The following is a 13,738-nucleotide window of genomic DNA, read 5'->3' on the forward strand; positions in this document are numbered from 1 at the left end:
CTATCCACGACCCCGCCCCTTTTCGCCTGACGCGGTGTCGGCAGCGGCCTGATCGGGTTTCAGCTGCACCAGTAGTTGTTCCAGTGTTTCCAGTCGTACGCCGGCACGCAAGGCCTCGATCTCGGCCTGCTCGCGGCGTTCCCGCTCCTTGGCCGCTTCGGCACGAACACTGGCCAACTCGGCCCGCGCCCTCTCCAGAGCCTGTGCGTCTTCGGCCCACCGCCCCTGCAATGCCTGATGCTCTGCGGCCATCAGCCGCAAGGCGTCCAGTTCCTTTTGCTGGACCTCGATGCCGCGGCGGACTTCGGTCAGCTCCCGCTCCAGGCGCCCGTGGCGCTCCAGCCATTGGCTGTTGTCGCGGTTGAGCTGGAGCAATTCGTGGTTCTTGGCCGTCAGGGCCTCGTTAGCCTGGCGCAGCGCGACCTGCAGTTCTTGCACCTGGTGCTCGTGGCGCCGCTGTTCCTGTTCGCGCTGCTCCTTCACCGAGGTTCGGTAGTGCTCCAGTGCGTCGCGGGCGTGGGCATGCTTTTCTTCCAGCGACTTCGCATGGGCCTCGTGCTCGCCCAGGCGGGCGGTCAGGCCGGCGATGCGCTCATTGAGTCGGGCCACCTCGGTCACCCGATCGGCCAAGGTCTGCTGGGTCGACGCATGGGCGGCGCGCTCTTCCTGCAGGATCGTCTCGGTCCGCTGCAACTGATCGCCGAGTGCGGCTGTTTTCTGCTGAGCCTGCTCCAATGCGCCCGTACGCTCCTGTAGCTGGGCCGCGAAGCGCTGCTGTGCTTCGGTGACGACGATCTCAGCCTCCTCGTGCAGGCGCCCGGCGAGCCGGCCTACTAGATCCTGCAGGGCTTCGCTGACCGCAACCTTGGCGCCCAGGCCTTGCCCTTCCTCTTCTTCCAGTTCCTTCAGGTAGCGGTGAATGGTGGTCTTGGAGCCGGTGTTGCCCAGCGCCACCCGCACCGCGTCCACTGACGGGTGCTTGCCCTGCGCCCGCAGCGTATCGCGGGCCTTCTGGATGTCGCTCTTGTACAAGCCGCCGCGTGCCATCGCCCTCTCCGACTATTTCGTAATGTATTACATACCACGTAATTACATAACAATAAAGTACGGAAGTGGTCATAACTTCGGCTATAAATTTACACGGGATAATATTGAATTATCCCGCCTGATAGCCCGCAGGCGCCTTCTGCCAGCCCTTGACCAGTACGAAACCGCTGGATCTCGGGAACTTTCTGAATTCGTCGCGCTTCCAAATGGACTCGTCCGCAGTACACTTCTTAGCGATGTCCTCGTCCTTGGCCCGTTTCGCGCGAATCCCGACCATGGCGCTCGTTCGCCATGGCACAGTGTTGTGCTGCGGGAAACGCCGATGAAATTACGCCAGTTCCGGACTCGGTCACTGCGGCTGCGCTTCGCTTGGCTGGCATTATTGGCATTGTTGTTCCAACAGGTCGCGCTAGCAGCGTATGCGTGCCCGATCAACGAGGCGCCGCCGGAACCCCGGACGATCATGGCGGGCTGCGAAGGAATGGAGATGCCCGATCCGCAGGCGCCGGCGCTATGCGACCAGCATTGTCTGCGTGACCACGTCACTAGCCAAGACATCAAGGCCCTACAGGTACCTTCACTGGCCTTGCCGCCGCTGAACTTCGCTTTGAGCGCGGCCTTGTTGCCGCCCGCCGAAGCCCAGTACTACAAAGACGTTCCTACCTGCCGGTCCGATCCACCGCCGTCGCAGCGCTTCTGTAGCCTGCAGATCTAAACCCCGACCCCAACCCGTCCTCGCGCTGCCGTTCCTGGCGGCATGTTCGTCGTTGCGTGTTCGGAGGTCTCATGTTCGCCCTTTATCCCCTGTACCGTTGGTGCAGGCAACGCCGTTGGGCCGCCTTGGTGCTGGTCCTCGGTCTGATTGCCACCCCTGCTTGGTCCGCTCCCCCCGGACTGTCCCTTGACGATGCTGTGCGACTGGCCACAGAGCGAGCGCCGATACTCGCTGCGCGTCGATCGCAAACCCTCGCCGCCCGCGAAGAAGCGGTGCGCGCGGCCGCCTTGCCCGATCCGAAGCTGACCCTCGGCCTTGCCAACTGGCCCGTCACGGGCGCCGACGCGTTCGACTTTCGCGCCGATGACATGACCATGAAGCAGATCGGTGTGATGCAGGAATTCCCCGCCCGTGCCAAGCGTCAAGCGCGCCAGGCCGTGGCTGATCGCGGCATCGAACAGGCCCAAGCACTATCAACGGCCGAGGCATCGGTCGTACAGCGAGAGGCCGCCACGGCCTGGATCGCCCTGTGGGCGGCGCAACGCGAAGTCGCCGCGCTGCAGACTCTGCGAGAGCCGGCCACTGTCGCCGTCCGCACTGCCAAGGCACGGTTAGCGAGCGGCACCACAACTGTGACCGATACGTTGGCTACGCAAGCGGCGGCGCTCGAACTGGAGAACCGAATCGATGCCGCCGAGGCAGCGCAAGAAGCGGCTCGCGCCAGTCTGGCGCGCTGGCTGGGCATGGACCCGGCGGATATCCAAACCGAGGGCGTACCGCCAGAGCTAGCGACTCTGCCTGTCGCCCCGGCCGCGCTACTGACCTCGATCGACCGTCAAGGACCGTTGCTGCCGTGGCGCTCACGCGAAGCCCTGGCCGAATCGGAAGTCGACGCGGCGATTGCTGAAAAACGCCCGGACTGGAGCCTCGGCGTGAGCTACGGTCAGCGCGATCGCACGCCAGAAGGTATGTCCCGCAGCGACATGCTAATGGTCGAGGTCGCCGTCGACCTGCCGCTGTTTGCACGCAACCGACAAGATCGCGGCGTCGCCGCCCGTCGCGCCGAGTTGGACGCGGTAGCGGCCGAACGCGAAGACGCCCGTCGTGCCCAGACCGAAACCGTGCGGCGGACCTTGGCCGAATGGCAGGGTCTGCAGAGCCAAGTGATGCGCAAGGAAACCGAAACCCTTCCGCTGGCCCGTGACAGGGCGAAGACGGCGCTGGCCCTCTACGCCGGCGGCGGCGACTTGCAGCCTTGGCTGGAGGCACGCCGCGATGAGATCGAACTGCACATCGAACATGCCCGTCACCTGGGCGAACTCGGTCGCGCCTGGGCAGCCTTGGCCTACCTGCTGCCCGAAAAGGAGACCGCACCATGACGCGCACGATGACTCGTATATCGATGGCGATTACCGCCCTCGCACTGCTGGCCGTGGGCCTGGGTGGTGGTTACTGGTGGGCGCAGCGCAGCGCTGATCACGAGATGGCAAAGGCTACTGCACCAACCACGACCGCCGAGCGGCAGGCACTGTACTGGTATGACCCGATGGTGCCGGATCAGCACTTCGACAAACCCGGCAAGTCACCTTTCATGGACATGCAACTGGTGCCGAAGTACGCCGATGAAATCGGCGTCGGCGGCGGTGGCGTACGCATCGATGCGGGGTTGCAACAGAATGTGGGCATCCGCACAGTGGTAGTCGAGATGGGTCGACTGGCCCAGAGCATACGTGTCCCCGGCACATTGGCCTGGGATCTGCGCCAGGAGTCGGTGGTCAGCGCCCGTGTCGAGGGCCTCATCGCCCGGATGCAGGTCAAGGCCCCGTACACGCAAGTGCGCCGCGGCCAGCCGCTCGCCACGCTGCTGGCGCCGAGCTGGAGCAGCGCGCTGGCAGAAGCACAGGCCTTGCGGCAGGCGCAATCATCCTCGGCGCGGGAGTTGCAATGGGCCGCGCAACAACGCCTGCGCGTGCTCGGCGTGCCCGGTGGCATGGGCCGCGACGGTAGCGTGGCGTTAAGTGCGCCCAGCGATGGCATCGTCACCGAAGTGTTGGCGCGCGAAGGCCAGACGGTCATGCCCGGCACGCCACTGTTCCGCCTCAACGGCACCACCACGCTATGGCTGGAAGCGGCGATTCCGCAGGCAAGCACGGCACAATTGCGTCCCGGCACGCCGGTCGAAGCGCTGGTTGGCGCTGTGCCGGGTCAGACCTTCGTCGGCGAAGTCGAAGCGCTGTTACCACAGGTCGATGTCGCCAGCCGCACACAGCAGGCACGCATCGTGTTGCGCAATCCAGACGGCGTGCTCGCCCCCGGCATGTTCGCCGAGGTCACGCTGCAACCGCAGGCCGGCGCGGCGATGCCGCTGGTACCGACCGAAGCACTGATCGCCACCGGCGCCGACAGCCGGATGATCGTACAGGATGCCGACGGCAGCTTCCGCCCCGTGCGCGTGCGCACCGGACGCAGCGGTGAGGGCCGCACCGAGATCCTCGCGGGACTCTCGGGTGGCGAACGTGTCGTCGTGTCCGGCCAGTTCCTGATCGATTCGGAAGCCAGCCTATCGGGCGCGCTGGAGCGCTTGGGCGACGTGCCCGCGGTAATGCCAGCCCCCCACCGGATTGATCAGGCCTCGGCGGCACCCAAGTCACGATCGTGCTCGGTGCAGTACTGGTACGACCCGATGGTCCCGGATAAGCACCTCGACCAGCCCGGCAAGTCGCCTTTCATGGACATGCAGTTGGTGCCGAAGTTCGTGCCGGGCGCGGATCCCGATTGCACCGTCCACGACGTGAAGCCGGTCGATTCGGAGGTGCAACCGTGATCGCCCGCCTGATCCACGCTAGCATCGCCAACCGCGTGCTGGTGCTGATGGCGGCTGCACTGCTCGCCATCGCTGGCGTGTGGTCGGTGCGGCAAACGCCATTGGATGCGCTGCCCGACCTGTCCGACACGCAGGTAATCATCCGCACGCAATGGCCTGGCCAGACGCCGCGCATCGTCGAAGACCAGGTCACCTATCCGTTGGCGACGACCATGTTGTCGGTGCCGGGGGTCAAGGCCGTACGCGGGTTTTCGTTCTTCGGTGATTCTTTCGTCTATATCCTGTTCGACGATGCTACCGATCTGTACTGGGCGCGTTCGCGGGTACTGGAATACCTCAGCCAGGTGCGTGATCGACTGCCGCAAGGCGTGAGCCCGGCGCTGGGGCCGGACGCGACCGGCTTGGGTTGGATCTACCAATACGCGTTGGTCGACCGCACCGGCCAACACGATCTCGGCCAACTGCGGGCATTGCAGGACTGGTTCCTGCGCTACGAGCTCAAGACCATCCCCGATGTGGCCGAGGTTGCCAGTGTCGGCGGCGCCGTGCGCGCCTGGCAGATCGTACCGGACCCGCAGGCGCTGGCCGCTCGTGGTTTGACCGTGGCGCAGCTGATCGAAGCGGTAGGCGCTGCCAACGGCGCCACCGGCGGTTCGGTCATCGAACAAGGCGAAGCCGAGCTGATGGTGCGCAGCGAGGGCTACCTGCGCAGTCAGGCCGCGTTCGAGCAGGTGCCGATCACGAGCGCTGCGGACGGCGTGCCGGTGCTGCTGGGCGATGTGGCGACCATCACCCGTGGGCCGACCTTCCGCCGTGGCATCGCCGAGTTGGACGGCGACGGTGAAGTCGCCGGCGGGGTGGTCGTACTGCGCACCGGCAAGGACGCGCTGACCGCCATTGAGAACGTCAAGGCGCGATTGAAGCAATTGCAGGCCAGCTTGCCGAAGGGCGTAGAGATCGTGCCGGTCTACGACCGCTCCGAGCTGATCCATGAGGCGGTACGCAACCTCACCCATAAGCTCGGCGAGGAGTTCCTGGTCGTCGCGCTGGTGTGCGCACTGTTCCTGTGGCATCTGCGTTCGGCGCTGGTGGCAGTGATTACGTTGCCGCTGGGCGTGTTGGCTGCCTTCATCGTCATGCACCAGCAGGGCATCACCGCCAATCTGCTGTCGTTGGGTGGCATTGCCATCGCTATTGGCGCGATGGTGGATGCGGCCGTGGTGATGATTGAGAACGCGCACAAGCATCTGGAGCACTGGCGGGGAGAGCACGGCCGCGAGCCGGAGGGGGATGCCCGCTGGCAACTGATGGCGCAAGCCGCGTCCGAGGTCGGTCCGGCACTGTTCGCCAGCCTGCTGGTGATCACGCTGTCGTTCGTTCCAGTGTTCGCGTTGCAGGCGCAGGAAGGCCGCTTGTTCGCGCCGCTGGCCTACACCAAGACCTATGCGATGGCAGCCGCGGCCGGCTTGTCGGTGACGCTGATTCCGGTGCTGATGGGTTACCTGATCCGCGGCCGCATTCGCCCTGAAGCCCAGAACCCGATCAACCGCGTGCTGATCGCCGGCTACCGGCCGGTGCTGGATTGGGTGCTGCTACATCCGCGCCTGACTTTGGGCTTGAGCGGTGCCCTTCTGGTGCTGACGCTGATTCCGTACGCCCGCGTCGGCAGCGAGTTCATGCCGCCGCTGGAGGAAGGCACGCTGCTGTACATGCCAACGGCACTGCCAGGACTATCGGCGGACAAGGCGCGCCAGCTGCTGCAGCTCTCCGACCGGATGATCAAGACCGTGCCCGAGGTCGCGCATGTGTTCGGCAAGGCGGGCCGTGCCGACACCGCCACTGACTCAGCGCCGATCGAGATGTTCGAGACCACGGTGACGTTCAAGCCGCGCGATCAGTGGCGGCCGGGCATGACGCCAGAAAGACTGCGCGCCGAACTTGACGCGGCGGTGAAAGTGCCGGGCCTGACCAATCTGTGGGTGCCACCGATCCGCAACCGCATCGACATGCTCGCCACTGGCATCAAGAGCCCGATCGGCGTCAAGGTATCGGGGCCAGATATCGACGTCATCGAGCGGCTCAGTGCCCAGGTGGAACGCGTGGCCAAGACCGTCCCCGGCGTGAGCTCGGCGTTGGCCGAGCGCGTCACCGGTGGGCGCTATGTTGATGTTCGCATCCGGCCGGACGCGGCAGCGCGCTATGGCTTGAGTCAGGCCGAACTACAACGGCTGATCGCTACCATCGTTGGCGGCGACCCCATTGGCGAGACCATCGAAGGCCGCGAGCGCTATCCGATCGTCCTGCGTTACCCACGCGTTGAGCGCGACTCGTTGGATGCGCTGGTGCAACTGCCATTGGTTGCACCGGGTGGCGTGCAATTGACGTTGGGACAGGTGGCCGACGTGTCGCTCAGCCCCGGTCCGCCCATGCTCAAAAGCGATAACGGCCGCCTGGTCGGCTACGTCTATGTCGATGTCGCCGGCCGCGATCTGGGCTCTGTAGTCGCCGACCTGCAGCAGGCCGTCGGTAAGCAAGTGCAACTTCCGCCGGGCTACGGCCTCGCCTGGTCTGGCCAATACGAATACCTGCAACGCGCCGTGGCGCGATTGCAGTGGGTCGTGCCGGCGGCGCTGGCGATCATTTTCCTGGTGCTCTGGTTGGTGTTCCGCCGCTTCGGCGAGGTCGCCATCATCCTGCTCAGCCTGCCGCTGGCATTGGTCGGCGGGCTGTGGCTGATCTGGATTCTTGGGCATGCCGTGTCGATCGCAACGATGATCGGCTTCATCGCGCTGGGCGGCGTCGCCGCCGAGTTCGGCGTGATCATGCTGCTGTACCTGCGGCAGGCTTGGGAGCATCGGCTGGCCGCAGGCGAGCCGGCCACGGTCGCCACACTGGAAGCGGCAATCCGCGAAGGCGCGGTGCTGCGCGTGCGGCCCAAGGCAATGACGGTCGCCGTGATTCTAGCGGGCTTGTTTCCGTTGTTCATTGGCAGCGGTGCCGGTTCGGAAGTGATGCAGCGCATCGCCGCGCCGATGATCGGCGGCATGGTCACCGCGCCGCTGCTGTCCATGCTGGTGATTCCGGCCGCGTTCCGCCTGCTGCAGGGTCGCGCCTTGTCCCGAACTTCACGCGCGGCACCGCCGCCGGACGTCGCGACGTGAGGCGCGTTCAATCCGCTCATTTTGAAGTTGCGGCGGCAGACCGACTGCACTGCTGCCGTACTGATCCGCAGTCCAATCAACCTTCAACCCGAGGAGATCCCTATGAAACTGACACTTATCGTTCCCACCCTGACCGCGCTGCTGCTGGCGGCCTGCTCGCAAGCGCCCAGTAGCGACACGGCTACCGCCAAGGACGCGGCCGCCGCCGATATGGCGATGCCCGCTAGTGAACACGCGCAGATGGCCGATGCGGTGAAATCTACATCGGGCGATATGGCGCAGCCGGCCAAGATCGCTTCCGCGACGGGGACGGTTGAATCCATTGCCGCTGACACAGGCAAGATCACCATCGCCCATGGCCCCGTAGAAGCACTAGCTTGGCCGGCTATGACGATGGGATTTAAAGCAACGCCAGAACAGATCGCCTCGGTGCAGGTGGGACAAAAGGTCCAATTCGAATTTCAAGCCAAGGCCATGGACGCGACCATTACCAAGATCGTGCAGCAGCAGTGATGCACGCTTCGAGAGGCGGCTTAGGCCGCCTCTCGAATGTCTTTGTGGCCTATCAGGTGTTTTAGGGCTGCACTTTGGTATCCGCGTCCCGGTGCCACCATCGGTACAACGCCGGCAACACCAGCAGCGTCAGCAGGGTCGAGGAAACGATGCCGCCGATCACCACAGTGGCCAGCGGGCGCTGAACTTCCGAGCCCGCACCGACGTTCAGGGCCATGGGCAAGAACCCAAGTGAAGCTACCAGTGCGGTCATCAGGACGGGGCGCAAGCGTCCCAGCGCACCGTCGATGATTGCTTCGATCAAGGGATCACCTTGTTCGCGCAGCTTACGAATGAAGGCGATCATGACCAGGCCGTTGAGCACGGCCACGCCCGAGAGCGCGATGAAGCCCACGCCGGCGGAAATCGACAGCGGAATCCCCCGTAACGCCAGCGCGATCACCCCGCCAGTCAGTGCCAACGGTACGCCACTGAACACGATCGCCGCATCTTTGGCCGACCCGAAGGCCAGGAACAGCAAGGCAAAGATCAGTGCCAGCGTCACCGGGACGACGACGGCCAAACGTTGGCTGGCCGAGATCAGCTGCTCGAAGGTGCCACCGTAGTCGATCCAGTAGCCCTCCGGAAGCGTCACATCTTGGCCGATGCGCGTGCGCAGCTCGCCGACGAACCCACCCAGATCGCGCTCGCGCACGTTGGCGGTGATCACCACGCGCCGCTTGCCGTTCTCGCGATTGATTTGATTGGGCCCACGCTCCACCTGGATCTTCGCCACTTCCCGCAGCGGCACCGTACGAGGCCCGCCATTGGCGCCGGCGGCCAGACGGCTGGACTCATCGACACTGGTGCTTGCCGGCAGCGGAATGGGCAGATCTGCCAGCACAGCGGGGTCTTGGCGCTGCGCTTCGGGCAGGCGCACGACCAGGTCGAAGCGGCGGTCGCCCTCGATCAACTGGCCGGCAACACTGCCCCCAATGGCGGTGGCCACCGTTTCCTGCACATCGCCCGGGTTCAGGCCATACCGTGCCAATGCCGCCGGATCTGGCGTGATGGTCAGCAGCGGCAGGCCGGAGACCTGCTCGGCCTTGACGTCTTCGGCGCCGGGGACGCTGCGCATGACCCGCTCGACCCGACTGGCCAGGCGCGTCAGCTGGTCCAGGTTGTCGCCATAGACCTTGACGGCCACGTCCGAGCGGACGCCGGAGATCAACTCGTTGGTGCGCATCTGGATGGGCTGGGTGAACTCGTAGTTGCTACCGGGGATTTCCTTGGCCGCCGCCTCCAGCTCTTCCACCAGCTCGGCCTTGGGCTTGCGCGGGTCGGGCCACTGGTCGCGGGGCTTGAGCATCAGGAAGGTGTCGGCCATCGACGGCGGCATAGGGTCGGTGGCCACCTCGGCGGTGCCGATCTTGGAAAAGATATTGGCCACCTCCGGGAACTGGGCCAGGCGCTTCTCCAGCGTCTCCTGCATGGCCACCGACTGCTCCAGGCTGGTGCCGGGAATACGCATGGGTTGCAAGGTGATGTCGCCTTCATCCAGGCTCGGCACGAATTCCGAACCCAGGCGGGTGGCCAGCACGCCACAGCCCACCACCAGCACGGCCGCGCCTGTCAGCACCACGACCCGGCTCCGCAGTGCCCAATCCAGCAGCGGCGTATAGCGGGCGCGCGACCAGCGCATCAGCCAGTTGTCGTGTTCGGCGACGCGGCCGCGCAGGAAGGTGGCAATCGCCGCCGGCACGAAGGTCAGCGACAACACCATGGCACCGGTCAGGGCCAGCACCACCGTGATCGCCATCGGGTGGAACATTTTCCCTTCCACCCCTGAGAGCGCGAAGATCGGCAGGTAGACCGCGGCGATGATGCCCAGGCCAAACAGGCTGGGACGGATCACCTCGGCGGTGGCCGAGGCGGTCAGGTCAAAGCGCTCTTCATCGTTGAGCTGGCGGCCCAGCGCGTGCTGCGCCTCCCCGAACCGGCGCAGGCAGTTCTCGATGATGATCACCGCCCCGTCCACGATCAGGCCGAAGTCCAGCGCACCCAGGCTCATCAAGTTGCCCGATACGCCGCCACGCACCATGCCGATGATGGTGAACAGCATCGCCAGCGGAATCACCGCCGCAGTGATCAACGAGGCGCGCACATTGCCCAGCAGCAGGAACAGCACCACCACCACCAGCAGCGCGCCCTCGATCAGGTTCTTGGATACCGTGGCGATGGTGCGGTCCACCAGCGCGGTGCGGTCATAGACGGCCTTGGCATGCACGCCCGGGGGCAAGCTGGCGTTGGCGGCGTCCAGCTTGGCCGCGGCCGCCTGGGAGACTTCCCGGCTGTTGGCGCCGAACAACATGAAGGCGGTACCGACCACGACCTCGTGGCCATTCTGGGTGGCCGCGCCGGTACGCAGCTCCTTGCCTTCGCCGACGCTGGCCACATCGCGCACCCGGATGGGCACGCCATCGCGGCGGTCCAGCACGATGTTGCCGATCGCCTCCAGATTGGCCAGCTGGCCGGGCACGCGCACCAGGAACTGCTGTCCATTGCGCTCGATGTAGCCGGCGCCAATGTTCTGGTTGTTGCGCATGACAGCAGCGACCACGTCATTCAACGTAAACCCCAAGGCCACCAACTGGGCTGGATCCGGGGTGATGTGGATCTGCCGCTCAAAGCCGCCGATGGTGTTGACCTCGGTAACGCCAGGCGTGGTGCGCAGCTGCGGCCGGATCACCCAGTCCTGCAGGGTGCGCAGGTCCGTGGCGGTGTACGGGGTGCCGTCGGGCTTGCGAGCGTTGGGCTCGGCCTCCACGGTGTACATGAAGATCTCGCCCAGCCCGGTGGAGATCGGCCCCATTTCCGGGTCCAATCCGTCGGGCAGCTGGGAGGCGATCTGCTGCAGGCGCTCGGCGACCTGTTGGCGGGCAAAGTACAGGTCGGTGCCGTCCTTGAACACCACGGTGACCTGTGAGAGCCCGTAACGCGACAGCGAGCGGCTGTAGTCCAGCTTGGGCAAGCCGGCCATGGCCGTTTCAATGGCAAAGGTGACCCGTTGTTCGGCCTCCAGCGGCGAATACCCCGGGGCCTGGGTGTTGATCTGGACCTGGACGTTGGTGATGTCGGGTGTGGCGTCAATGGAAAGGTGACGGTAGCTCCACACGCCCAGCGCAACCAGCGCAGCGGTGAGCACCAGCGTCAGCCAGCGATGGCGGATGGACAGCCCAATGAGGCGTTCGAGCATGGCGGGCCTCATTCCTCTTCCACGGTGGACTTTTCGATGTCGGCCTTGATCAGGAAGCTTTGGGCCACCACCACCTGTTCACCGGCCTTGAGGCCTTCCAGCACTTCGGCGCGTTCGGCATCGCGGCGCCCCAGCTTTACCGGCCGGGTGTGGTAGGTTTCGCCCTGCTGCACGTAGACCACGTCCTGGTCCTCTGCGGTCTGCAGCGCCGTGATCGGCACCACCAACGCGGCCGATTGGCGATCCACGGTGACCCGCGCCTTGACCGCCGACCCCGGCCGCCACAGGCCATCGGTGTTGGCCACCGTAGCGCGCGCAATGGTGCTTTGGCTGGCGGTGGCGGTGCCGGGCAGGACGCGCTCCAAGGTGGTCTGTGCGGTGACGCCATCGCTCAAGCGGGTAACCGTCACCGGCACGCCAGCACCGATGTGCTGGGCGTCGGCGCCGAAGATGTGCAGGTCCACCCACAGCGTGGACAGGTCGGCGACCTCGAACAGCGGCGCGCCCTCAACGGCTGCCATGCCCACAGCGGCCGTACGCGCCATGACCACGCCACTGATCGGCGCGGTGACGGTATAGGTCGTCAGGCTCAGGTTGCTCTCCACGGTGGCCAGTGCCTGGCCGGCCCGGACCTGATCACCCACGCCCGCTCGCACGGAGCGGACCGGTCCGGGGAAGCGTGCCGTGACCTGCGCGATGCGCCCGTCGATCGGTGTCAGCAGCCCTTGCACCTCATGCTCATCGGCAATCTCACCGGGGCCTGCCGGTGCGACCTGGATACCCGCCGCCTGCGCCGCCTTGGCGGCAATCTTGGTTTCCAGCGGCGCCTCCTCGTGCTCGCCGTGTTCTTCGCCCTCAGCGGCGGCGCCGCTCTCGGAGGCTTCGTTGGGGGCCGACGCGTTGCAGGCGGCCAGCATCAGGGCCATGCCCAGTGCGGTCCAGGAAAAGCGATTCATGGGGTTTCTCCAATGGATGCGGCCGACGGCGGCGTTACAAACGCCTGGCCGGTCAGTCGTTGAATTTCGATCAGGGCGCGCTGCGCATCGAGCGCCACGTCCAGCTGCTGCTGGGCCATGGCCGTGCGTTCGGACTGCAACTGTGCCCATTCCAGGTAGCTGATCGCGCCGGCGCGATAGGCGCGCTCGGCGGCTTGCTCAGCCCGGGTCAGCTTCGGCAGCACCTCGCCTTGCAGCCGTGCCACCTCGGCCTGCGCCACCGTATAGCGGCCATGGGCCTCAACCAGCGTGGAATACAGCGACAGGCCCTTGGCCTCGCGTTCGATCGTCAGAACCTCCAGCTCGGCTTCGCCCGCGCGGATCCCCGGCTGTGCGCGGCTGCGGCTGCCCAGCGGCATGGACAGGCTGGCCACCAGCGCGGTGTCGTCGGTCTCCTGCAGGCGGCGCACGCCGAGCTGCCAGGACAGGTCCGGTGAGGCCGCCGAACGCACCAGCTGCAGTCGTGCCTGCGCGATCCGGCCGGCGTCGGCAAACTGCGCCAACTCGGGAGTGCGCTCCAATTCCTCGGCCAGCGTCTGCATAGACGCGATCGCCGGCAAGGCCATGGGATCGGCCGCCGCCACCTCGAAGCCGGGAGCCCGTTCGCCCCACAGTGCGGCCAGGTGCTGACGGGCGGCGATTCGCTGCTGCTCGGCGCGATCACGGGTCAACTCTGCGCGCGCCAGCGCCGCCTGCGCGGTCAGCAGCACCGACTCGGGCGACGCGCCAGCCTGCAGGCGCTGCCGGGCAGCGGCCACGGTTCGCTGGCGCTGGCCAACATCCATGTCCGCCAAGCTGCGTTGCCGGTCGGCACCGACAACGGCCAAATAGCGCTGCGCCGTCTCGGCGAGCAGGTCCAGCCGCCCGGTCTCGCGCTGCACGGCCAGTGCATCAATCCGGCTTTGGGCCAAGGTGCGGCGGGCGTCGAGCTTGCCGCCGCGCTCCAGGACCGAGCTCAGGCTCAAGGTCAACTCCGCGCTGTCCAGGCCACGGGCCGCGCCCGTGCCTAAGGCATTTTCGACCTCGGCACCGACCGTCCACGGTGGGCGCTGCACCGCCTGATCGCGCTCGGCAGCGAGCACGGTGGCCCGCGCATCGACCAGGCGCAGCTCGGGGTGGGTTTGGGCCACGCGCGCGAACGCGTCTTCCAAGGTCATCAACTCGGCGGCCGCCGCCGGCGTCGTCACCGCGCCGCCCAACAGCAGCCATGCGGCTATAGCCGCCAATCGCACATGCATGGAAGTACTC

The 13,738-nt window shown here is 66.0% G+C and carries 9 protein-coding genes; 5 read left to right on the plus strand and 4 right to left on the minus strand.

Annotated elements, in window-relative coordinates; genetic code table 11:
* On the minus strand, positions 1–1,047 hold the full coding sequence (locus AC3ITW_RS11095; RefSeq protein WP_100434631.1) for a DNA-binding protein: 1,047 nt from the start codon (positions 1,045–1,047) through the stop codon (positions 1–3).
* On the opposite strand from AC3ITW_RS11095, the gene AC3ITW_RS11100 reads away from it, so the two are divergent.
* From AC3ITW_RS11100 to AC3ITW_RS11120, 5 genes are all read left to right on the plus strand, one after another.
* Entirely contained in the window at positions 1,025–1,762 is a 738-nt protein-coding gene (locus tag AC3ITW_RS11100) for a hypothetical protein (protein WP_232462995.1), read from the plus strand. The genes AC3ITW_RS11095 and AC3ITW_RS11100 overlap by 23 nt on opposite strands.
* A gap of 71 nt (positions 1,763–1,833) precedes the next feature.
* The gene (locus AC3ITW_RS11105) at positions 1,834–3,141 is read left to right on the plus strand and encodes a TolC family protein (protein ID WP_087922567.1); all 1,308 of its coding nucleotides are present in this window, start codon (positions 1,834–1,836) and stop codon (positions 3,139–3,141) included.
* On the plus strand, positions 3,138–4,586 hold the full coding sequence (locus AC3ITW_RS11110; RefSeq protein ID WP_087922566.1) for an efflux RND transporter periplasmic adaptor subunit: 1,449 nt from the start codon (positions 3,138–3,140) through the stop codon (positions 4,584–4,586). Before AC3ITW_RS11105 ends, AC3ITW_RS11110 begins: the two co-directional genes overlap by 4 nt.
* Positions 4,583–7,747: an efflux RND transporter permease subunit gene (locus tag AC3ITW_RS11115; protein WP_087922565.1), complete on the plus strand. Its 3,165-nt coding sequence runs from the start codon at positions 4,583–4,585 to the stop codon at positions 7,745–7,747. The genes AC3ITW_RS11110 and AC3ITW_RS11115 overlap by 4 nt, the downstream gene beginning before the upstream one ends.
* Positions 7,748–7,849: 102 nt before the next feature.
* On the plus strand, positions 7,850–8,260 hold the full coding sequence (locus tag AC3ITW_RS11120; protein ID WP_232462994.1) for a copper-binding protein: 411 nt from the start codon (positions 7,850–7,852) through the stop codon (positions 8,258–8,260).
* A 61-nt stretch (positions 8,261–8,321) separates the two neighbouring features.
* Here the strand turns inward: AC3ITW_RS11120 and AC3ITW_RS11125 are convergent, their stop codons facing one another.
* Genes AC3ITW_RS11125 through AC3ITW_RS11135 form a run of 3 tightly spaced genes read right to left on the minus strand, consistent with a single transcriptional unit; the run spans position 8,322 to position 13,728 of the window.
* Positions 8,322–11,495 carry an efflux RND transporter permease subunit gene (locus tag AC3ITW_RS11125; RefSeq protein WP_087922564.1) on the minus strand — a complete coding sequence of 1,058 codons (3,174 nt, stop codon included), beginning with the start codon at positions 11,493–11,495 and terminating at the stop codon, positions 8,322–8,324.
* An 8-nt stretch (positions 11,496–11,503) separates the two neighbouring features.
* On the minus strand, positions 11,504–12,451 hold the full coding sequence (locus AC3ITW_RS11130; protein WP_087922563.1) for an efflux RND transporter periplasmic adaptor subunit: 948 nt from the start codon (positions 12,449–12,451) through the stop codon (positions 11,504–11,506).
* Positions 12,448–13,728, minus strand: a complete 1,281-nt coding sequence (locus AC3ITW_RS11135; protein ID WP_087922562.1) for a TolC family protein — start codon at positions 13,726–13,728, stop codon at positions 12,448–12,450. Before AC3ITW_RS11135 ends, AC3ITW_RS11130 begins: the two co-directional genes overlap by 4 nt.
* Positions 13,729–13,738 lie beyond the last annotated feature (10 nt).

Source organism: Stenotrophomonas sp. KH_052 (genome assembly GCF_057838755.1).

Coding starts and splice junctions, on each gene's coding strand:
- AC3ITW_RS11095 (WP_100434631.1), bottom strand. CDS start 1,047: ATGGCACGCGGCGGCTTGTACAAGAGCGACATCCAGAAGGCCCGCGAT.
- AC3ITW_RS11105 (WP_087922567.1), top strand. CDS start 1,834: ATGTTCGCCCTTTATCCCCTGTACCGTTGGTGCAGGCAACGCCGTTGG.
- AC3ITW_RS11110 (WP_087922566.1), top strand. CDS start 3,138: ATGACGCGCACGATGACTCGTATATCGATGGCGATTACCGCCCTCGCA.
- AC3ITW_RS11120 (WP_232462994.1), top strand. CDS start 7,850: ATGAAACTGACACTTATCGTTCCCACCCTGACCGCGCTGCTGCTGGCG.
- AC3ITW_RS11125 (WP_087922564.1), bottom strand. CDS start 11,495: ATGCTCGAACGCCTCATTGGGCTGTCCATCCGCCATCGCTGGCTGACG.
- AC3ITW_RS11130 (WP_087922563.1), bottom strand. CDS start 12,451: ATGAATCGCTTTTCCTGGACCGCACTGGGCATGGCCCTGATGCTGGCC.
- AC3ITW_RS11135 (WP_087922562.1), bottom strand. CDS start 13,728: ATGCATGTGCGATTGGCGGCTATAGCCGCATGGCTGCTGTTGGGCGGC.